The 21744-nt window shown below is 45.3% G+C and carries 15 protein-coding genes; 5 read left to right on the top strand and 10 right to left on the bottom strand.

Annotated elements, in window-relative coordinates:
• Positions 1 to 41: 41 nt before the first annotated feature.
• Complete coding sequence (locus D2V05_RS15215) at positions 42 to 752, bottom strand: gluconate 2-dehydrogenase subunit 3 family protein (protein WP_119648443.1); 711 nt, start codon at positions 750 to 752, stop codon at positions 42 to 44.
• A gap of 3 nt (positions 753 to 755) precedes the next feature.
• A complete protein-coding gene (locus tag D2V05_RS15220) occupies positions 756 to 2480 on the bottom strand; it encodes a GMC family oxidoreductase (protein WP_119648444.1) in 1725 nt (574 codons plus the stop codon).
• Between the two features lie 269 nt (positions 2481 to 2749).
• Between D2V05_RS15220 and D2V05_RS15225 the strand changes: the two genes are divergently transcribed.
• Together D2V05_RS15225 and D2V05_RS15230 are read left to right on the top strand one after the other, a co-directional pair.
• Positions 2750 to 5125 carry a S9 family peptidase gene (locus D2V05_RS15225; RefSeq protein ID WP_119648445.1) on the top strand — a complete coding sequence of 792 codons (2376 nt, stop codon included), beginning with the start codon at positions 2750 to 2752 and terminating at the stop codon, positions 5123 to 5125.
• Positions 5126 to 5206: 81 nt separating this feature from the next.
• Positions 5207 to 6451: an NRAMP family divalent metal transporter gene (locus tag D2V05_RS15230; RefSeq protein ID WP_119648446.1), complete on the top strand. Its 1245-nt coding sequence runs from the start codon at positions 5207 to 5209 to the stop codon at positions 6449 to 6451.
• A 2-nt stretch (positions 6452 to 6453) separates the two neighbouring features.
• Here the strand turns inward: D2V05_RS15230 and D2V05_RS15235 are convergent, their stop codons facing one another.
• From D2V05_RS15235 to D2V05_RS15265, 7 genes are all read right to left on the bottom strand, one after another.
• Positions 6454 to 8403, bottom strand: coding sequence for an OmpA family protein (locus tag D2V05_RS15235; RefSeq protein WP_119648447.1), 1950 nt, complete (start codon positions 8401 to 8403; stop codon positions 6454 to 6456).
• A 1-nt stretch (position 8404) separates the two neighbouring features.
• On the bottom strand, positions 8405 to 9397 hold the full coding sequence (locus D2V05_RS15240) for a PorP/SprF family type IX secretion system membrane protein (protein ID WP_119648448.1): 993 nt from the start codon (positions 9395 to 9397) through the stop codon (positions 8405 to 8407).
• Positions 9398 to 9400: 3 nt separating this feature from the next.
• Positions 9401 to 13102 (bottom strand): T9SS type B sorting domain-containing protein, encoded by a 3702-nt coding sequence (locus D2V05_RS15245; protein WP_119648449.1) that lies wholly within the window; start codon positions 13100 to 13102, stop codon positions 9401 to 9403.
• 146 nt (positions 13103 to 13248) lie between these two features.
• The gene (fabD, locus tag D2V05_RS15250; RefSeq protein ID WP_119648450.1) at positions 13249 to 14133 is read right to left on the bottom strand and encodes an ACP S-malonyltransferase; all 885 of its coding nucleotides are present in this window, start codon (positions 14131 to 14133) and stop codon (positions 13249 to 13251) included.
• 139 nt (positions 14134 to 14272) lie between these two features.
• Positions 14273 to 14788 carry a gamma carbonic anhydrase family protein gene (locus tag D2V05_RS15255; protein WP_119648451.1) on the bottom strand — a complete coding sequence of 172 codons (516 nt, stop codon included), beginning with the start codon at positions 14786 to 14788 and terminating at the stop codon, positions 14273 to 14275.
• 279 nt (positions 14789 to 15067) lie between these two features.
• Entirely contained in the window at positions 15068 to 15799 is a 732-nt protein-coding gene (locus D2V05_RS15260; protein ID WP_119648620.1) for a LytR/AlgR family response regulator transcription factor, read from the bottom strand.
• The gene (locus D2V05_RS15265; RefSeq protein ID WP_235855472.1) at positions 15799 to 17976 is read right to left on the bottom strand and encodes a tetratricopeptide repeat-containing sensor histidine kinase; all 2178 of its coding nucleotides are present in this window, start codon (positions 17974 to 17976) and stop codon (positions 15799 to 15801) included. Before D2V05_RS15265 ends, D2V05_RS15260 begins: the two co-directional genes overlap by 1 nt.
• A 234-nt stretch (positions 17977 to 18210) precedes the next feature.
• On the opposite strand from D2V05_RS15265, the gene D2V05_RS15270 reads away from it, so the two are divergent.
• Positions 18211 to 19380, top strand: a complete 1170-nt coding sequence (locus D2V05_RS15270) for a vWA domain-containing protein (protein ID WP_119648453.1) — start codon at positions 18211 to 18213, stop codon at positions 19378 to 19380.
• A gap of 53 nt (positions 19381 to 19433) precedes the next feature.
• Here the strand turns inward: D2V05_RS15270 and D2V05_RS15275 are convergent, their stop codons facing one another.
• Positions 19434 to 20429 (bottom strand): PorP/SprF family type IX secretion system membrane protein, encoded by a 996-nt coding sequence (locus D2V05_RS15275; protein ID WP_119648454.1) that lies wholly within the window; start codon positions 20427 to 20429, stop codon positions 19434 to 19436.
• Positions 20430 to 20557: 128 nt separating this feature from the next.
• Here D2V05_RS15275 and D2V05_RS15280 point away from each other — a divergent pair, with 128 nt between their 5' ends.
• A complete protein-coding gene (locus D2V05_RS15280; RefSeq protein ID WP_119648455.1) occupies positions 20558 to 21454 on the top strand; it encodes a NifU family protein in 897 nt (298 codons plus the stop codon).
• A gap of 70 nt (positions 21455 to 21524) precedes the next feature.
• The gene (locus D2V05_RS15285) at positions 21525 to 21725 is read left to right on the top strand and encodes a dodecin family protein (RefSeq protein ID WP_119648456.1); all 201 of its coding nucleotides are present in this window, start codon (positions 21525 to 21527) and stop codon (positions 21723 to 21725) included.
• Positions 21726 to 21744: the final 19 nt, after the last annotated feature.

A 21744-nucleotide genomic window follows, 5' to 3' on the forward strand; every position in this document is an offset into this window, starting at 1 on the left:
CTACTTAAGTAGCGGCCTTTTTATTTATGGTCAAATTTCACTTACGTAATCAAATTTCCATTTTCGTCCCATTCGGCGATGACACCACGCTTACTTTGGTCCACACACTTGGCTAGCCATTCTTCTTCATAGGCCACACCGTGCTGTGCCAAAACATCCTCAGGGACCCCGTCCCATACATTGGGCATGTTACCCTTATACCCAATCTCCTCGATTCCGATCTTGGTGGTATAGAAACCGGTCATGGTCAAGTTCCTTACCAACGAAAAGAAGTTCACCTCAAAAGGCCTCTCATTTCCTGGAACCTCTGGGTCATAAAAGGCAATAGTATCTAAAATGCTCTTCTGTTGTTCCACGGTACAATCCTTGAACTCTTTAGCGAACTCCGTGTTGCACTTGTGGTCCAGCCACATCAGCCCACCGCGCAGATCAGGTTGGTAACGCGGATTGTCCTTGGCCATGAATTCGATGAACCCCACCACATCGGCATCGCTGGCCGCCTTGAACTGCTCGCTCCCCGGTAAAATAAGGTCGCACAAAATAGTAAGGGTGGCCACTTCGTGTGGATTTAGGAATTCTTCTTCCTGTAGTTCCGCAATCAGTTCTTCTTCCAAGGGAACCCTGCCCGGATAGGTCATCTTTGGGGACTCTACCAGTTCCTCGGTCTCAGCACTGGGCTTACACCCATGTAAGGCCAATCCCCCGGCAACAGAACCTAATACGATCGATTTTAAACTCTTTCTCCTATCCATCACTTATATGTTTTGTTGTTTCAACTGGTCAACGATATATTCAGAAGCCCGCATGGAAAGGGCCAAAATGGTCCAAGTACAATTCTTGTCCGCTTGGGATACAAAAGGCCCTGCGTCCACGATGAATACGTTATCCACATCGTGCAACTGTTGGTATTTGTTGGTTACCGAAGTCTTGGGGTCGTCACCCATACGGGTCGTACCCACTTCATGGATGATGTTACCCGGATTGTGAAGGCCATAATTGGTCTCCTTGCCCGGTTTCTTGCCCAAGGGCTCACCGCCCATGTTGATCAGGATCTCCTCAAAAGTATCCTGCATGTGTTTGGCCTGGTTGATCTCATACTGCGACCACTTGTAATGGAAACGCAATACCGGGATACCAAATTCATCCACAGTGGTAGGATCGATCTCGCAGTAGTTTTCTTTTCTTGCAATAGATTCGCCCCTTCCGGCCATCCCGACCACGGCACCATAATATTTCTTGGCGTCGCTTCTCAGCACATCGCCATAACCTCCGACCTTGGTCCCGAAGAACTTGTTGAACTCGTTTGCATTGAACCCGAAACCATAGCTGGGCATACCCATACCGCCCCACACCTCAATGTGGTAGCCTCGTGGGAAATCCAGTTTGGAATTGTCACCCCACCATGGGGAATATACGTGCATTCCACCTACTCCATCCTCGTTGTAGGAAACTTTTCGGTTCATCAGATCGGGGATAAAACCGGCGCGGTCGGCACCAGTGGAATCGTGGAGGTACTTCCCGACCACGTCACTGCTGTTCCCCAATCCGTTGGGGTGCTGCTTACTTTTGGAGTTCAAAAGGATCCTGGCGGAACTACAGGCAGAGGCACCAAGTACCACTACCTTACCCTTCAGTTTGTATTCCTTTCTGTCTTCCTTGTTGATGTAGGATACCCCTGTTGCCTTTCCTTCGGCATCGGTGGTGACCTCACGAACCATGCAGTTCACAAAAAGATCTACTTGGCCGCCATTCTTTTGGGCTGGGAATATCAAACAGGTTCCAGCGGAGAAATCGGCATACACCTGACAAGCACGGTTACATTGTCCACAATAAAAACATACCCCACGATAATCATTCAACTTTTTGGTAAGCATGGATAGACGGGCCGGATATACAGGAACGTTAGTTTTTCTTGCCCCTTTGATGTAGAACAACTCGTGCAACCTTGGTTTTGGCGGTGGCAAGAAGAAACCATCAGGGTCGTTCGGAAGACCTTCATTGGTACCGAACACCCCGATCAGTTTGTCCACCTTATCATAATAGGGTTTAATATCTTCATAACTGATAGGCCAGTTGTCTCCGTGCCCATCAATATCCTTGTGCTTGAAATCCTTAGGGCCGAAACGTAGGGAAATCCTTCCCCAGTGGTTAGTCCTACCCCCAAGCATGCGGGAACGGAACCATTCAAACTGTGAACCGTCTTTTTGGGTATAAGGCTCTCCCTCAATATCCCAGCCACCATAGGCGGCATCGAAGTCACCAAAGGGCCTAAAACGTGTGCTCGCCCCTCTCCTCGGACTTTCGTAAGGCCATTTCAATTGGGTCTGGTGCTCTGGAAGGGCCGGATCAAAAAAGGGGCCTGCTTCTACAACGGCAACCTTTAGGCCTGCCTCGGACAGCACCTTGGTGGCCATTCCACCTCCTGCTCCCGATCCCACAATGATGGCATCGTAAACAGTGGAATTTTCAATAATCTGCATTGGTTAAATTGGTTTTATTTGTAAGTAGTTATTTGACAGTGGGTTAAAACATTTTATTGGAAAGCTCGAAAAGTCAAACCTTCTGAATAACAAAGCTCAAAATGGACCTTGTAGGTTTTAAAGATACTTTTTATATGGATAAATCAAGAAGCCTTCCCACAATTTTTCATTTAATAAAATTTGAACAAAAGTAATGCAAGTGGAACTCGGCAAAATACCCGATATTTGAAAACACAGGAATCAAACCAACTTTAAACCTTCATTCCAAAATGGGAAAACATTTTACGCTAATCGTTCTTTTACTATTGACACACCATGGTTTATGGGCCCAAAAAGGTAATAATTCCACCTTGAAAATCAAGGACATCATGCAAGGGGACAACTTTGTCGGGCACCTGCCTTCCAACCACTATTGGTCTTCCGATGGCATGACACTATATTTTGACTGGAACCCCGATGGCGCCATGAGTGATTCGCTATATGCCTATTCCATCGGAAAAAAGGATATCTACAAGGTGGATTTTATGTCTGCAAACACATTGCCCTCTTCAAGACTTACTTACAACCAACAAAAAACCAAGGCGGTTTATGCAAAGAATGGTGATATTTTCTTATTGGATATTGCTACTTACAAATCCACTCCCATCACCAAAACACTGGAAAGGGAAAACAACCCCCATTTTACCCATAATGGAAAAGGGATAGCCTATACCAAGGACAATGAGCTTTTTGTTTGGGACATGGCCACCGGAACCACAGAACAAATGACCCATTTTGTGAAGGCCAAGGACAAAGAGGACAAAAGGGATTCCAAAGATGAATTTCTATACCAAGACCAATTGGGGCTTTTTGATGTGCTGCGCGAACGCAAGGCTAAAAAGGATGCTGGGGAAGAGATTAGCAAAAAGCTGGAGATACTAGAGCCTTTGGTCGTGGAAACTGGTGGAAAATCTGTAATCGGATTGGAAATGGCCCCTTCGGGAAAATACATTACCTATATTTTGATGGACAGGCCCAAAAGCAAGGGAACCATTGTACCTCATTATGTAACTGAATCAGGGTATACAGAAGACCAAAATACCCGTTCCAAGGTTGGCGATGAGCCCACCAAGTATGAAATGTTTGTGTACAATTTGGCCAAACGGGAAAGTTATCCCGTGGTCCTTGATAATTTGGAAGGCCTGGATTATGTACCCGAATACACCAAGGATTATCCGGACAAACCCTATAAAAATGAAGATCGGATCGGTTTCATCAACGGCCCCACATGGAACCCTGAAGGTTCCAAGGCCATATTGGACATTCAAGCCCATGATTATAAAGATCGATGGATCGTATTGCTCGATCCAGAAACAGGCAAAGTGGAACAATTGGATCGCCAACATGACGAGGCTTGGATCGCAGGACCCGGTGTGGGTTGGTTTGGAGGTTCTAAATTAGGCTGGCTACCTGGTGGGAAGAGTGTTTGGTTCATGTCCGAAAAAACAGGATACACCCATTTGTACACCATGGACATCAATTCCAAAAAGGCCAAGGCCCTTACTTCTGGTGAATTTGAAATCTATGATGCATTCATATCCAAAGATGAGTCCAGATGGTATTTTGGCTCGAACAAGACCCATCCCGGTGATCGACAATTTTACACCATGCCCTTAAAAGGAGGGAATTGGGAGCAGCTGACCAATATGATTGGCAATAATGATGTGGTACTTTCTCCAGACGAAACCCAGTTGGCCATACTATATTCCTACTCCAATAAGCCTACGGAATTGTACCTTCAGGAAAACCCTGTGTATGCCAAAAAACAGACCCAAGCGGTACAACTGACCCATTCAACCACTAAGGATTTTGAGGGATATGAATGGAAAGACCCCGAAATCATCACTTTTCAGGCCGAAGACGGTGCCGAAGTATATGCCAGGCTCTATCAACCCGAAACATCAGTAAAAAACAAGGCTGCCGTAATTTTTGTTCACGGGGCCGGTTATCTACAGAATGCACACAAGTGGTGGAGTTCCTATTTTAGGGAATATATGTTCCACAATCTTTTGGTGGACAACGGATATACCGTTTTGGACATCGATTACCGTGGAAGCGCCGGTTATGGGCGGGACTGGCGTACCGGAATCTACCGCCATATGGGAGGAAAAGATCTTTCCGACCAAGTGGACGGTGCCAAAATGTTAGTGGACAAATACGGTATCGACACGGATAAAATTGGTATATATGGAGGTTCCTATGGCGGGTTCATCACGTTGATGGGCATGTTCAACGCACCCGATACTTTCAGTGCGGGTGGGGCCATTAGGTCCGTTGGGGATTGGGCCGCCTATAACCATGGCTATACGGCCCGCATCCTGAATACTCCCGCAACGGATAGTTTGGCCTACAGAAGAAGCTCTCCCATCTATTTTGCAGATGGCCTGAAGGGAAAACTTTTGATCCTTCACGGCATGGTGGACGATAATGTCCATTTTCAGGATATGGTAAGATTGTCACAGCGCTTGATCGAATTGGGCAAGGAAAATTGGGAAATGGCCGTTTACCCCGTGGAGCGACATGGCTTTGTGGAACCCAGTAGTTGGACGGATGAATACACCCGTATTTTCAATCTGTTCCAAGAGGCACTTCTAGATAAAAAATAATGTATGGAGGTAGAAAAGGCTTCATCTGGAATTTGAACAAAAAAACATATCTTCCCGTTTGAAAGTTAACGAACAAACGGGATGAAAGCATTGTTGAAAGCACTCGGCCCTGGCCTATTGTTTGCCAGTATGGCCATTGGCACCTCGCACTTGGTACTCTCCACCAAAGCTGGGGCACAATATGGTTGGATTATGGTCATCCCCATACTTTTGGCCAATCTGTTCAAGTATCCCTTTTTTGAGTTCGGTATCCGATATACCACGGTCACCGAAAAAAGCCTGATCCAAGGGTATTTGAATTTAGGCAAAACCTATTTGTGGATCTATGCCTTTGTTACCCTCATCAGCACTTTTACCATTTTGGCCGCCCTCTATGTGGTCACCGCTGGATTGTTCATGAACCTGTTCCATATCAACAGCATGGGTGCCGGGACCATTTCGTTAGGACTGTTTATTTTCATCAGCCTATTATTGATTGTGGGGAAATACCGCTTTTTGGAAGAATCGTTAAAGGCAGTAATTACCATTCTCTTTGTCGCCCTGTTGATTACTACCATCATGGTCTTGCAGAAGGGTACCGTTCCCGGTTCGGAAACATACCAACGCCCCGAAATTTTCAATGAAGCCGGCATTTTGTTCCTGATAGGTCTTGTGGGATGGATGCCCACCGCAGTGGAAGCTTCGGGTTGGGTAAGCATGTGGGGGATGGAGAATTTAAAGACTATGAAAAACAAACCAACACTGAAGATTGCCATCCAGGAATTCAATATTGGATACATTCTAACAGCGTTATTGGCTATATTCTTCATGATTATAGGTTGGATGACCCTCTATGGTACCGGAACAGAATTGAGCGGTAATGCAGTGATTTTCGCAGATCAATTGGTGAACCTATTTACCACCCATATTGGCAATTGGGCCTACTTTTTCATTGCCGTGGCCGCATTCGCCACCATGTTCAGTACCTGTATGACGGCCCATGATGCCATCTCCAGGGTAAGTGTGGACATTCTTCAAAAACTCTACCCGAAAAAATCCCTGTTCCAAAACAAAAATGCCTTTGCCATTATGGTGATTGTCATGACTTTGATCAACTGGATGGTCATTACCCTGTTCAGTGCCAACATGGGAGATCTTGTGGCATTGGCCACTTTTGTTTCGTTTGTATTGGCTCCACTATTAGGTTGGATGAATTTAAAAACGGTGATGGGCAATGATATTCCCTTGGAACACAAACCCAAACTGGGACTAAGAATCCTCACCTATACAGGGATGGTATTCCTTTCCTTGTTTGCGCTTTACTATTGCTGGATGCTTTTGGTATGAACTTAATCAAATAGGACATTGTCGTTTAGGACCACAATCAAAGAACGTTGGTTCTGCTTGTGCAAAGTCTCAATACAGAACACTCCGTTGGTACAGTTGTTCAGTATTTTATCTTCTCCATATCCAATGGAATACAAAATACTGGTAGCAGGCACGCCTTGTCCCACCAAATATTTCTTTATGGCATCAGAACGTCCTTGTGTAAGTTTAAAATTGGTGCTACTACCCCCCCTACTGTCCGTATAGGTCTCAATCCTGAGTTGAGCATCCGGAAAGGCTTTCATGAAAGTTACCACCTTATCCAACTGCGCATCGATTTCCGGAGTAAGCTGGATGGAACTGTTGGCAAAATAAAACTTATCCATCTTTACTACTTTCTGTCCTTCTTTTTCCTCAACCAAATCGTCATACAACGATATCTGGATGTTATAGGAATCGCTGTTGGATAACTCTTGCAGTTCTTCCTCAGATAAGCGCTTTTTAAAGGTCGAATAGCGTTCTGCAGTACTCTCAAGGATCACCGCACTGATCCATGGGATTTCCAAACGGTAATTTCCTTCCTCGTCGGAATAGGTCTCTGCCAATAGCTCGCCAGTGTTGTCTTTTAGTCGTACCACGGCTTTGGAAACTGTCTCACCGCGGCCATAGGGTTTTACTATCTTGCCTTTGAAGGTAATGGTCTTCAAGCCGGGTTTTTCATCAACCTTAAAACCATAAAGATCATCCTTTCCTTTTCCACCAGTTCGATTGGATGCAAAATAGCCCAACAGGCCTTCTCCTTCGTTCCTGATTACAAAACCGAAATCATCGTATTCCGAGTTGATTCCCTTTCCAAGGTTGATGGGTATCCCAAAACCGCCCTTTTCTATATTCGCCTTATAAATATCCATTCCCCCAAGACCATAAAACACATCCGAAGCAAAATAGAAGCTGTCCTCAAAAACATAGGGGGCAATCTCATTGCCCGGTGAGTTGATCCTTGGACCCAAATTGATGGGAGCCGACATGACCTGCCCATTGGTGGTATACACAAAATAGATATCGGTACCACCGTAACCATCCTCAAAATCCGCAGCAAAATAGAGTTTGCCAGTGGCATCATCATAAAAAGGATAATAGAACGAAGTGCTCAAGTCTTTCAGCAACAACTGAAAAGCGCCCCCAATCCTCTGCATACCTATGGCAAGGGCATTTTTTCCATTATCATCAAAGGCCATTTCCCCATTTTGCGTATTGGAAAGTACATAGAATACACTGTTCAATTTATTGGAATAGTAGGGCGTAGCCTTATGAAAACTGGAGTTGGCCACTTGCTCAAAAGGTTGAATGGCCGTTATCTGACCATCGGGCTGCAAGGTGGACTCATACAAATTGAAATACCCTTCGTTACCCGGTTCGTACTTTAACTTTTTGTTGTGTTGCCTTCCGCTGGAAAACAATAGCTTGTTTCCATAGAATGCTGGGGCAAAATCCGTCTGGGAACTGTTGGCTGCCAGATTGAAAATTTCATAATCCAATCCTGAATTGGCCGACTCACTTTGTAACAGCTGGTTGTTAAAGTCCATGTTCTCCATAAGTTCCTTCGGAAAGTCTGTGGACATAGTGGCCAAAAAGCTTGCTTTACGCTCTTTATCGGTTGTTTTGGAAAAGCTCTGGAGCATTTTATTGTAATGGTGCCCATCCATTAGGGTATCTTGCTTATAAAGCTCCAGATACGCCTCAGAAGCCTTTTCAAAATTGTTGGTCTGGAAATAGGAATCTGCCAGGTTCAAAAATTGTTTGGGCGTTAACGTACCATTGGCCAGCTGTGCCTCATAGGCATTGACGGCCTTTTGGTACTCATATTGGAAAAAGAACAAATCTCCTTTGGACTTTTTGGTTTGCGCAACACAGAGTACTATGCCCAAAAGGAACATAAAAAGTGACAGTCCTATTTTTTTTGTTGGGTCCATGTTAGAAAAATCTTGGGGAATCAATCTGTTTGCCTTTGTTCTTCGTGTTCTTGTTGTTGTTCTTGGTCTTGTTGCCAGTACCAAATCCGCCTCTACCAATATAAAATTTCAATATGGCCTCATGGGAACCGCCACTATACTCTCCCAGTCCGTTAATGGCATAATCATAGGAATATCCGACGAACATGGCATTGGAAATCTGGAATCCCACCAAACCACTCACGGCATTGTCAAATCGGTACGAGGCCCCAATGGTGAGGGCATCAATAAATTGAAAATTGGCCGAGAGATTCACGGTTACCGGAGCACCCTGAAGGTAATTCACTAAAAAAGCCGGTTTAAACTTGGTCCGGTCACCCAATTGAAACACATACCCACCAATGGCATTGAACTGCATATTGTCCTCCACGATCGTGGACACTTCATCATTATATAGGGCATTGGTCAAAAAATTGGGCACCGAAACCCCCAAATACCAATCCTCTTCATGATACAGGAACAATCCGGCCCCAACAGTTGGGTAAAAATTGCTGTACTTATCGCCTAAAAGCGAAGGGTCCGACGGGTCTTCAAAACTACCTTTGGAATAATCAATGTTCAAAGAAGATCCCCCGGCATTTAATCCAAAGGACAGTTTGGTATCATTGGAAAGTTGGATCTGGTAGGAATAGGCCACATCAAAATAAGTTTGCGTGGAAGGTCCCAGTTGATCGCTCACGATATTGATCCCCAATCCCATTTTCTCATTTTTAAACGGAATGTTGGCCCCAGCTCTAATGGTAGTCGGAGCCCCTTCTATATCCACCCATTGTGCCCGATACAGACCAATAATCTCTGGACTTTCCACAGTGCCCACATAAGCAGGGTTGAAGCTGCCGATGTTGTACATATACTGAGTGTACTGGGGCTCTTTTTGGGCATGGAGCATCTCTGCGCCCAACAAAAGCGTCAAAAGCGTAATCCTATATATCGTTAAACCGAATTTCTTTGGCATTTTTTAATCTCTAATGATTTGTATCCACCCTTTGACCACATCCGTGCCATCTCCCTGACGATCTAGCACATAGAAATAGGTTCCTTTGGGCAATTCCCCGTTTTTGCCTGTTCCGTCCCATGAACTGTCATACCCATCCATCTGGAAGACACTGTTTCCATAGCGATCGAACACCTCAAAAGTGTTCTGTGGATATAGGTCATCATCCACCAATGTCAAGGTATCGTTGACCCCATCCCCATTAGGTGAAAATATAGTACAAATAGTACCGGGATCTTTGCATTGGCTTTCATTCACTTGTACCGATACAGATGCCGTATTATTGGACGGTTCATCATCATTCGGAAAACTGGAAGCAAGGGTCGCCGTATTCTGTAATTGACCTGCTGAAACAACCCTCACCGTAATCCGCAATGTCACCGTTTCCTCTGCAGTCATTTCATCAATGGTCCATTCCCCGGTTTCGGGATCATAGGTTCCTTTGGAAGCATTGTGCGAAATATAGTTGAACCCGGATGCCAGCAAATCGTTCACCACAATGTCCAATACCCTATCCATGGTCAGGTTCTCTACCGTAATGGTAAAATTGATCTCGGTGTTCAACAACACTTCCTCACTATCCACTTCCTTTGTCACGGCCAAGTCAATATCCTCAGGGTTACAATCGGGCGTCAAGAAAGGATCACAGGCATCCAAGGGGTCGGTAGCATTTTCTGGAACAGCGGTGGTACTCGGGTCATCGATGACCAAAACTTCCTCACCATCCGTCAATCCATCGCCATCCGTATCGGGATTGTTTGGATTGGTACCCAAGGTGGCTTCTTCGGTATCCAACAGTCCATCGCCATCGGTATCCACCATACAATCACTCACCGATATGGTTACCTGTACCGATGTATTGGTACAAGGCGCTACGGCTCCTGTTGTCGTATATTCAAAAACATAGTCCCCATCTGGCAAACCGGCAAAATCAACCGTATTGTCCGAACCAATTACCAAAGCTCCACTGGAAGGGTCAGTGATCAAGGCCCAGGTTCCTGCATCGGCCCCAGTAAGGGTATCATCCAAATCGATGATATTTGGCCCTCCGTTTCCTTGCACGCTACAGGCGGTGGTATTGGAAGGGGTTCCCGCAGATTGGGTATCGTTTACCACAGCTATGACTTCCACTCTTTCGGAAGCACAGCCATTGGCCGATGCCGAAACGTAATAAGAAGTCGTTGTATCTAAATTATTAATGACCAAAGTATTCCCCGTTTGCAAAATGGTGCCATCTGTCGGGGCATCATACCAGCGATAAGTAATGGTACTTTCATCTTCCACGGTAGCCGAAGCGGTCAACGTAGCCGTACCTTGCCCACAAATGGGTTCCCCGGCATCCGTACTGTTGATCACAGGGGTAAAGTTTCGAATCAAAGTGAGATCCATGGTCGGACTGGCACAGTTATTCGCCTCATCATAAAAGAACCCGTAATAGGTTCCGGGACCCTCCACGAAGCTGCCAACATGGGCATCGACCACCAATGGATCGGCATCCACACTCCAGGTCAATACAGTGCCGGCTGGAGTAGCGTTTGTAACATAGTCGTTCAAGTCCACCGCAATAATATCGCAGAACTCCAGCTCGGCACTTTGGCCGGGAGCCTCACTTCCCGCGTCACAAGGAATGGAGCAATCGTTTACCGTAACCGTAACATTCACACTTTGGTCCACACAAGGAGATGCCGCGTTTGTGGTGGTATACGTAAACACATAACTCCCTGTGGGCTGACCGTTAAAATTCACGATATTGAACGCGTCGATGGAAATGGAAGATCCAGCTACAGGGGTCGTCAAAGACCAAACTCCATTGGGGTCATTCCCAGAAATCCTATCGTCCAAATCCACAATACTATTACCATCCGAGGAACTATTACAAACAGCGACACCGGTAGTTGTACCTGCATTAGGCTCCTCGTTCACCGTCAAAACGATTTCTAAAGAATTTGGACTAGCACAGTCGTTCAATGCGTCATAGTAAAATCCATAGTAAGTCCCCGCAGAAGTGACCACACTGGAAGCCAAATAATTTGCAGAAACACTGGTATTGGAGTTAGTGCTCCATCGGAGTTCAGTACCCGCTGGTGGGACACTGCTCACATAATCATCCAAATCTTGATTAAAATCACCTAGGTTTTGTACGCAAAAATCGGTTTCCGTTCCATTTAACGTAGGGGTTGCATTTCCGGCCGCACAGGAATCATCATCAATAAAACTACTTTCCCCAACATTCTCCGTTGGATTGATCGTTCCATTATTTGTGCCTGTCAGGGTAACCGTTATCGTCTCATCCGATTCTATTAAGATATCTCCATTTGTGGTCACATCAATCTGGGCATTAGTGCTGTTGGCAGGGATGATCACGTTCGAACTCGTGCCGTTTTCATTTCCCCCATTTATTGTGTAGTCGACTGTGGTAGGGTTGACAAGATCTGCCTGATCTAGACTAATTGTAAAGGTAAGCGTCGCCGTGTCTATATTTCCCTCGTCGACAGGAGTTGGGTCATCGATAGACACAACAACGCTGTCATCATTCGTATTTTCCACCGATACTGTTTGGGAGCCGACTAACAAATATGAAATGGCACTAGATCCATTTACACTTATTGTAATATCGTATGTTTGGGTACCATCGACGATTGCATCATCAACGCCTGTCACCGTTACCGTCTGGGGGGTGTCCCAGTTCCCTGTTGTAAAGGTAAGTTGAGACAAATCAACTGTTCCTTCACTTGTATCCCCTGATACAATATCCAAAATAACATTATTTATAGGTGGTTGCCTGTTCAAAACTACCGTAAAGGTATCCGTAGTACCTATTTCAGAAGTCACCGTTGTTCCACCGGATTCCGTCACTGTGAAGCCTGCAATGTCATCATCAGCATTTTCGACGGAGACTGTCTGGTTTGCAAGACTATCAAATGCATCGTCACTAGATACATCATTTACACTTATACTTATATCATAAGTTACAGCTCCATCTATGATAAGATCATCCTCCCCTGTCACCGTTACCGTCTGGGGGGTGTCCCAGTTAGCATTGGTGAAGGTCAACTGGGGAAGGTCCACCGTCCCCTCGCCCGTGTCGCCCGACACAACGTCAAGGACCACATCGGTCAGGGGCTGCGCATCAAGGACCACCGTGAAGGTGTCCGTAGTGCCAGTTTCGGAAGTGGCGGTCACTCCGCCCTCCTCCACTATGGTGAAGCCAACGACCTCGTCATCGGCATTGTCAACGGAGACCGTCTGAGGGGACACACCGCTATAGGCGGCATCACTGCCGGCCACATTCACGCTGACCGTTATGTCATAGGTCTGGGTGCCGTCCGAGATCGCATCGTCGACCCCTGTCACCGTTACCGTCTGGGGGGTGTCCCAGTTAGCATTGGTGAAGGTCAACTGGGGAAGGTCCACCGTCCCCTCGCCCGTGTCGCCCGACACAACGTCAAGGACCACATCGGTCAGGGGCTGCGCATCAAGGACCACCGTGAAGGTGTCCGTAGTGCCAGTTTCGGAAGTGGCGGTCACTCCGCCCTCCTCCACTATGGTGAAGCCTTCTTGTCCATACCCCACAACCACAAAAAACAAAAAAAGAATACACAGAATTCCACCTCGACGCAATTGGGCCGATGGGGTATAAGAAATTGTTTTAAACAAGGACAGCATCACCTAAATCAATCTGTTTCAGTTACGTTCTATGGTGCCATGATAGGTTGGTGATTTGGGAGCTACCAATATTACGAAAAAGCGGGGAACCCCCACTAGCAATTAGTTTAAATCTCTATTTAATCGGATAAACTGTTTGCTCGTATTTATGAAACTACAGCAGAGCTGGTTTCGGCCTCTGGACTGATCTTTTTTACCAGTCCCTGAAGCACTTTACCAGGACCTACCTCAACAAAGGAAGAAGCCCCATCCTTTACCATTTGCTGTACGCTCTGGGTCCATTTTACGGGTGCTGTCAATTGTAGGATCAGGTTCTTTTTAATTTCATCCGCAGTGGATACAGCCGTAGTGGTCACGTTTTGGTAAATGGGACAGCTTGGCGTACTGAATAGGGTGGTTTCAATAGCTGCCGCCAACTCTTCGCGGGCTGGCTCCATCAATGGGGAATGGAAAGCGCCCCCAACAGGCAACAATAGAGCTCGTTTGGCCCCAGCTTCCTTTAATTTTTCACAGGCAATGTTCACGGCATCCACTTCACCGGAAATCACCAATTGACCAGGACAGTTATAGTTTGCAGGCACCACAATACCTTCAACTTCGGCACATATTTTCTCCACAATTTCATCATCCAATCCCAAAACGGCCGCCATGGTACTGGGTTTAATCTCACAGGCCTTTTGCATGGCCAAAGCACGTTGGGAAACCAATTGAAGTCCATCCTCAAAATTCAAGGTACCATTAGCCACCAAGGCAGAGAATTCACCCAAGGAATGTCCGGCCACCATATCGGGCTTGAATGTATCGCCAAGTACCTTGCTCATGATCACGGAATGCAAAAAGATGGCAGGTTGGGTCACTTTGGTCTGCTTCAAATCTTCGGCAGTGCCCTCGAACATGATATCGGTGATGGAAAAGCCCAAGATTTCATTGGCCTGTTCAAAAAGTTCCTGTGCCACCGAATGATTCTCGTACAGGTCCAATCCCATACCTACAAATTGCGCTCCCTGTCCTGGAAAAATATATGCGTTCATCTTAGTCGAGTTTTTTTGAGTGGGACAAAAATAGGGAATATTATCCGATGTGTTTTGGATACTTGGATGGTTGGATTTTTGGACGGTTGGACTTTTAGATTGTTGGATTACTCAATTGTTGGCCTGTTCGACAGATTAGCTATTCTTCTTTGAACCAGCTGGAATATTTTACGTAGTTGTTGGCAATCCGGTCTATTTCCCCGGCACTGAGCTCGGGACTGATATCCTTGATCTTCTTGGCGGGCATTCCGGCATAAATGCTGTTGGCTTCCACATGGGTTCCCTTGGTGACCACGGCACCAGCCGCGATGATGGAATTGCTCTCTACTACACAATCGTCCATAATGATGCTCCCCATGCCCACCAACACGTTGTCCTTTATGGTGCATCCATGCACAATGGCATTATGCCCAATGGAAACATTGTTTCCGATCGTGGTCGGTGATTTCAGATAGGTACAATGGATCACGGCCCCATCCTGCACGTTTACCTTGTTGCCCATTTTAATGAAATGGACATCGCCACGCACTACGGCATTGAACCATACACTGCATTGGTCGCCCATGGTAACTTCCCCTACAATGGTAGCGTTCTCGGCTATAAAACAATCCTTTCCCATTACCGGGGATATGCCCCTCACGGATTTGATGATCATATCTTTTTAATTTGAATCAATTCAATTATACTACTTTACGGATATCTAAATTGTTCCTTCGACTCCGCTCAGGGACCTGCTCGATATGGCCGCTAGTGGATTTTGTCTTTTTATATCTCGCTTCTCATGCTAAAGCCGTCAATTCGAGTGAAATTCCGGGGGAATTTTGTATCGAGAATCGGTTTTGGGCTTGAAATGCTGGTTCTCGATACAATTTTTCTCTTGAAAAATTACTCGAACTGACAAATTACGGTCAAAATGCTCAACGGTCATATTCATCTATTGAAAATATGACAATAGTTCTGCTTTTTTGGAGGCGGATACGGAGAGTTCCTTCCCGTTGGACAAAATAACACTACCTCCTTTGCCCTTTTTGTACTTGACCACTTCGGATACATTGACCAGATACGATTTATGGATCCTGGCAAAGGGATAGGGTTGCAGGGCATCTTCAAAATATTTCAGGGTCTTGCTCACCACAATTTTTTTCTTTTCCAGATAGATTTCCGTGTAGTTATCATCCGCCTTGCAAAAATAGATATCTCCTACCTCCAATACCTGAAAGCCATCCTGCTGTGGTAAGGTAATCTTTCCTTCTGCCTTGATGGGCCTTGCCTTCAGCACCTGTCCTTCCAAGGCATTTTCCTTTTCCTTAATGGCCCGTACATACTCCACCGCTTTGACCAATTCATCAATATTGATGGGCTTCATCAGATAATAAGCGGCATGATGATTAAGGGCATCCATGGCATATTGGTTGTAGGCCGTGACAAAAATGATCTCGAACGAACGGTCTGGAATTTTGTCCAGAAGGTCAAAGGCGTTGCCAAAGGGCATTTCCACATCCAAGAACACCAGATCGGGTTCCTGGTTTTGGATCAATGACAATCCTTGTTCAATATTGGCGGCTTCCCCGAGGAGTTTTACGCCTTCGCAATACTTGGCCAAATAGTTCCGAAGTATTTCGCGGCTATTGGCCTCGTCCTCCACGATGATTGCCTTGAGTTCCATCATTGCTTTTTCAGTTTAAGGGACACTCTGGTCCCGGTATGGTCTCCATTTAGGTCGGAAATGGAAACGTCCACCCGATTTTTGTACATATCGTTCAAAATCTCGATGCGCTTTTTGATATTTCCCATCCCTTTGGACTTTTGTTTCTTTTGATTACTGGTCTTCAGTTCTGCGGACTTTTTTCTGCCGATGCCATTGTCCTCGATGATGATTTCCAACATGTCGTTCGTCACCGGAAGCACCTTGATTTTTAAAAATCCTTTTTCTTCCTTGTAGCGCAAGCCGTGCCAGATGGCATTTTCAATATAAGGCTGGAGCAGCATGGGCGGAATCTGAAATGCCTCCACATCCACTGCGGGGTCCACCACCACCTCATAATCGAATTTATCCGCAAAGCGGGAATGTTCCAACTTCACATAAAGCTCCAATAGTTCGAGCTCCTTGGCCAAGGGAATAAAATCTTCCTCGGAATTTTCGAGTACGCTGCGCATGAGCACCGAAAACTCACTCAAAAACCGGTTGGCACTGCGTTCGTCACTTTTGGCGATATAATTGTTCACGGAGTTGAGCGCATTAAAGATGAAATGCGGATTCATCTGGGTTCGCAGCGATTTTAACGCCAATAGGTTGTTGGCCAATTTCTGCTGTTTGTCACTGCGGTAGTACAAAAATGCAGTCAACGACATCATCGCAATCCCAAAGATGAGGGAATAAATGATCCACTTTTGGCGTTTACTGGTCTCCTCGTACAATTGTTGTTCGGTAACAGCCAGACTGTACTTGCTCTGCGCTAGTTCGCGTTCCTGCTCCAAGCTAGAAATTCGGTTTTGGGTATTGGCAATTTCCCGGTTGAAGCGAGCAGCCCTAGAGATTTCCTGTTCCTTTCTCACATACAGACTATCCACAACGGCCACATAATCTTGATAGGACTCCAAGGCCTTGGTGAAATCGCCCTTGTTCCGATATACTTCCGAAAGTTTACGGGTAGCATCTTTTTGGATAACCAAATCATCATCCTTATCGGCTTCCACAATACTTTTTTCGAGATAGGGAATGGCCTCATCCAGCTTGTCTTGGGCAATATAGGCACTCGCAATCTTGTAATTGATGCGTTGTGAGGTAATGGTGTCGGAACCTGACACGCCTTTGCTTTCACGAGGCACACTTGGAGGGGAAAGTTGCTTGAGCTCGTTCAAACTTTTTTTCCGCTGTTGGATCTCATCACCGTACCTACTTTTCTGGTTGTAATAATCGGCTACGCGTTCACTCTCTTGGATCATACGTTCCGGGGCGACTTTTTTGGACAGGTCCAACGAATTTCGATAATACCCTTCGGCCTCTACCTCCCTATCCTCACTTGCAAAGGCATCCGCCATTTTGGAATTCAGGTCGATAATCTTGGGCGAAATCTGGTTCTTCTCCGCAATCACCAAACCTTGTTTGTAATATCCTTGCGCCTCCTTTATTTTACCATTACCCTTGTTGGCATCACCTAAAGCCTCAAAGAGTTCCACTCGTTGATAGGGTACCATGCTTTTTTCTTCGATCAAGGAGGTAAGGGTTCTGATGGCCAAATCGTTTTGCCCATTCAAGGTGTATGCTTGTCCCAACAATAATTTAGTTCGATTGGACTCCGTTGCAGAAAGGGCATCCTTAAAATTATCGATGGCCAAATCGTATTGTTTGTGATAAAGGTAAATTTCACCTAAAGTTCGCAGGGATTGGGCAAGTTCCCGTTTGTTGCCCGAAGTACCCAAGGGCTCCATGGATTGGGCCACAAAATCGATGCTCTTTTCCAGACTGGTTTTTTTATAAAAGTTGGCAGAATCCAACAGTCGTTGGTGGTCCATTGCCACACTCCTTGTTTTGGATGCCGAGCTTTCCCTCTTTTTGGAAATTCCCTTTCCATATCCTTCCACCAAAACATCTACATCCTCACCGGAAATGATCCTATGACGCACCGTTTCGATCTCTGGGCTTTCAAAAATGAGTATATCTCCAATGGAAGCCCTAATCTTGAACTCTCCCAAACTATTGGTCTTGGTATATTCTCCCTTGTCCGTAGACACCTCAACCCCAGAAATGGGCACATAGTTCTCCTTGCCCTTCACGGAACCCTTGATCTCCACCCCGCCACTGGTTTGCCCCACTTGGGACACGGCGGTCAGGGTGGTCATCAACAAACAGATAAATATGTAAGCCCTTTTCATCATAATTGAAGTAAACTTAGTTCATCCCAAGCGTATTAAAAAATGGATTTTTAGGGAAAGAAGCTCAAATACACCTCGATTTTACCACTTTACAAAGTCATCCGGTTCATTGGCTCATTCTGATTGCCATTTGGCTCATTCTCGATTTTTATTGCAAAAAGATGCCTATACTTTTAAGCCATCATTTAAAAACATTGCATCATGAAACATTTGAATAAAGTATTGGGAACAGCATTCGCACTTATGGCCACAGGTGCCAGCTACGGTTGCAACCTCAAAGCACAGGAAAAAGAAAATACGGTATTGGTGACCCAATCCATTGTGGAAAAACCAAGCAAGCATTTTGTAAAAATCGCTTTGTTGCTCGATACCAGTAACAGTATGGACGGACTCATCAACCAAGCCAAGGCACAATTGTGGGATATTGTGAACGAGTTTACCCACGCCAAATGTGGCAACGATACCCGACCCATGCTTCAAATTGCCCTTTATGAATATGGAAATGATAATCTTTCTTCCCGTGAAGGGTACATTAGACAGGTATTGGGATTTTCGGATGACTTGGATGAAATTTCAGAAAAACTATTCTCCCTGACCACTAATGGCGGTGAGGAATATTGTGGAGAGGTCATTCAAACTTCCCTGAAACAATTGGATTGGGGCAAGAATGCCGATGATCTTAAAATGATCTTTATTGCAGGGAATGAACCCTTCACACAAGGCAAATTGAATTACAGGGATGCAGCCGCCAATGCCAAGGAAAAGGATGTGATCGTGAATACTATTTTCTGTGGCAATTTTCAACAAGGCATCAGTACCGAATGGAAAAGTGGTGCCTCATTGACCGGAGGGGAATATATGGCCATTGACCATAATCAACAGATCGTGCACATCAACACCCCTTATGACGATGTCATCATCAAATTGAATTCCAAATTGAACAACACCTATATTTCGTATGGTTCCATTGGGTATGAAAAGAAAGCGCAGCAAAGCGCTCAGGACCTGAATGCCGCTGAGCTGGAAGAAGTCGTTGTGGTAAAACGTGCGGTGAGCAAAAGCTCCAGACTGTATAAAAATTCCCAATGGGATTTGGTGGATGCCGTGGAGGATGATGAAGCCGTGCTATCCAAATTGAAGGATAATGACCTTCCCAAAGAGTTGCAGGGCAAATCCAAAAGTGAAATCAAAGCGTACGTTGAGGACAAAAAAGCGGAGCGTGAAAAAATTCAAAAGGAAATCCAAGAATTGAATGCGAAACGTGAGGCTTATATCGCCCAAAGCCAGAAAGAGGAAAAAGGGGAATTGGAAAACGCCATGTTATCGGCCATCAAGAGCCAAGCCTCCAAGAAAAATATGAAGTGGGATTAATGTAGTTTTTATTGGTTGGTTGGAAATGGCTCATCCCTTGTGGTGGGCCATTTTTAATTGTTGGCTGCTGGGCAATAACAATCGTATCGTTTGCCATCATCGCTCTGACCAAAATCGTAGCCCAAGGTAATCTGGTGGAACCCGCCATTATCAAAACGGATATCCCCGGATTGATAGGAATAATTATAGGAGAACAAGAAACGGTTCACATTCACACCCACAATTGGCGTGAACAATTGCAAACGTTGCTCGCCAAAAGTTCCGTTGGATTGGTACTGTGCCCCATCAAAACTTCTTCGGTAAGAAAGTCCGGCCCAAATGGTACCGAAACTAACATCCTTGTACACCTTGGCGTTCAGGTCAACCGTTTTTTCCTTGGTATAATCCGTCATCTGGAACAAGATGGAAGGCTCCACCCTAGTTTTTTTTCCGAATACATAACCTGCGGAAAGCAAATATCTTCTAATGTTGTCGATTTCAACTGCACTATATAGGTCACGTCCGCTTCCCAAAACATTGAGGATTGCCGCATGGGCGTAGAACTCGAACAAGTTGTAGGATGCGCCCAAATCCACATTGAAATAACTGGTCGTATTTTTTACCCCTGTGACCACAGGATCGGGTATCACAGACCTAAATTCCGTTTCATCCAAACTACTTAATATCACTCCTGCACTAAGTCCGAACGAAAGTTGGTTCAGTGTTCTGAAATCACCACCAAGCTGCAAGTGGTGGGCATACGTTCCTTTAAACCCGGTTTGGGAATGGTAGCCGTTGGAATCATTAAATAGAATACCTCCGATACCGCTACGTTCCCCCACTCTAGAATTGATATTGAACGTTTGGAGACTGGGAGCCTCGTCCACATTGAACCATTGCTTTCTGGCCGTAAGACGAATCTTGGTCCCCTCAGCAATACCCGCCATGGATGGATAGACCAAATAATAGTTATCCGCCAAGTAGTCAAAATATACGGGGATTCCCTCCTGTGCCTTGGCCATAAAACCAAAGAACAGGGCAATAATGATTGAGGTTGTGCTGCGTCTCATGTGACGATCTGGGCTAATGGTTGTGATTTAAAAATAATCAAACATTTAGATAACGGTTTGCAAAGGACATTATTATAATATTTTGCTGCACATATCAACTATTGGTATTTTTGTATCAAATTAAACCGATGAAAGAATATAATATCACCGTAATAGCCACCAATAATCCTAAGATCATCAAATTGGAGGCCAACCATTTTTTGGTGAAGGGCAATTACGAATACAAGAATATAGACGAGGCCAAAAATTCTCCCTTGGCACAGCAACTTTTTTACCTTCCGTTCATTAAAACGGTGTACATCGCCAGCAATTTTGTGGCTTTGGAAAGGTACGATATCGTGACCTGGGAAGATGTAAAGGCCGATGTGGCCCAACAATTGGTAGAATACCTGAATGCCGGGGAACCAGTGGTGAACGAAGAGGATGTGCAAAAAAAGCAGCCCGTTACCGTTTATGCCGAAGTAACCCCTAACCCTTCGGTGATGAAGTTCGTCTGCAACAAGCGCATTGTGCCTTCCACTTACGAGTTCAAGAACATCGATGAGGCCAAGGATGCTCCATTGGCCAAGGAACTTTTCCATCTACCTTTTGTGAAAGAAGTGTTCATGGATGAAAACTATGTTTCCGTAACCAAATATGATGTGGCGGACTGGGATGAAATCAATATGCAACTGCGGGAATTTATCCGTGATTTTTTAGCTGATGGGAAGGATGTCGTCACTGCGGAGGCGCTTCAAAAAAAGGAGGAATCCAAACAACAGGAGAAGGTCAACCTCAGCTATGATGACACCTCCCAACAGATTATCGATATTTTGGAGGAATATGTGAAACCCGCCGTTGCCAGTGATGGTGGAAATATCCAGTTTCAATCCTATGAAGAGGAAAGCGGAACCGTCAGTGTGATCCTACAGGGAGCCTGTAGCGGTTGTCCTTCATCCACCTTTACCCTCAAGAATGGGATCGAGACGATGTTGAAGAACATGATGGGCGATAAAATCCGCGAAGTGGTGGCCCTGAACGGCTAATTTTAAGGGTTTTTATAACCCGTTTCCGGTAAATTTTTGCTAAATTTAAGAAATTTAAAAAACATTGACCATGGCAGTTTTAAAAGTTATTGAAGTATTGGCCAATTCCGATAAAAGCTGGGAAGACGCAGCAAAAAATGCACTGGAACAAGCCGCAAAATCCGTGAAAAACATTCGTTCCATCTATATCAACGAGCAAAGTGCCACCGTTAAGGATGGAAAGATTGATGACTACAGGGTGAACGTTAAGATTACCTTTGAGGTACAGTAAATCATCCACAAAAGAAAAA

The sequence above is a fragment of the Flagellimonas pelagia genome, assembly GCF_003584135.1.
Classification (GTDB): Bacteria; Bacteroidota; Bacteroidia; order Flavobacteriales; family Flavobacteriaceae; genus Flagellimonas; species Flagellimonas pelagia.

Bases quoted from the DNA above. Each gene is read 5' to 3' on its own strand.
- D2V05_RS15215 (WP_119648443.1), bottom strand. From the start codon at position 752: ATGGATAGGAGAAAGAGTTTAAAATCGATCGTATTAGGTTCTGTTGCC.
- D2V05_RS15220 (WP_119648444.1), bottom strand. From the start codon at position 2,480: ATGCAGATTATTGAAAATTCCACTGTTTACGATGCCATCATTGTGGGA.
- D2V05_RS15225 (WP_119648445.1), top strand. From the start codon at position 2,750: ATGGGAAAACATTTTACGCTAATCGTTCTTTTACTATTGACACACCAT.
- D2V05_RS15230 (WP_119648446.1), top strand. From the start codon at position 5,207: ATGAAAGCATTGTTGAAAGCACTCGGCCCTGGCCTATTGTTTGCCAGT.
- D2V05_RS15235 (WP_119648447.1), bottom strand. From the start codon at position 8,403: ATGGACCCAACAAAAAAAATAGGACTGTCACTTTTTATGTTCCTTTTG.
- D2V05_RS15240 (WP_119648448.1), bottom strand. From the start codon at position 9,397: ATGCCAAAGAAATTCGGTTTAACGATATATAGGATTACGCTTTTGACG.
- D2V05_RS15245 (WP_119648449.1), bottom strand. From the start codon at position 13,102: ATGCTGTCCTTGTTTAAAACAATTTCTTATACCCCATCGGCCCAATTG.
- fabD (WP_119648450.1), bottom strand. From the start codon at position 14,133: ATGAACGCATATATTTTTCCAGGACAGGGAGCGCAATTTGTAGGTATG.
- D2V05_RS15255 (WP_119648451.1), bottom strand. From the start codon at position 14,788: ATGATCATCAAATCCGTGAGGGGCATATCCCCGGTAATGGGAAAGGAT.
- D2V05_RS15260 (WP_119648620.1), bottom strand. From the start codon at position 15,799: ATGGAACTCAAGGCAATCATCGTGGAGGACGAGGCCAATAGCCGCGAA.
- D2V05_RS15265 (WP_235855472.1), bottom strand. From the start codon at position 17,976: ATGACCACCCTGACCGCCGTGTCCCAAGTGGGGCAAACCAGTGGCGGG.
- D2V05_RS15270 (WP_119648453.1), top strand. From the start codon at position 18,211: ATGAAACATTTGAATAAAGTATTGGGAACAGCATTCGCACTTATGGCC.
- D2V05_RS15275 (WP_119648454.1), bottom strand. From the start codon at position 20,429: ATGAGACGCAGCACAACCTCAATCATTATTGCCCTGTTCTTTGGTTTT.
- D2V05_RS15280 (WP_119648455.1), top strand. From the start codon at position 20,558: ATGAAAGAATATAATATCACCGTAATAGCCACCAATAATCCTAAGATC.
- D2V05_RS15285 (WP_119648456.1), top strand. From the start codon at position 21,525: ATGGCAGTTTTAAAAGTTATTGAAGTATTGGCCAATTCCGATAAAAGC.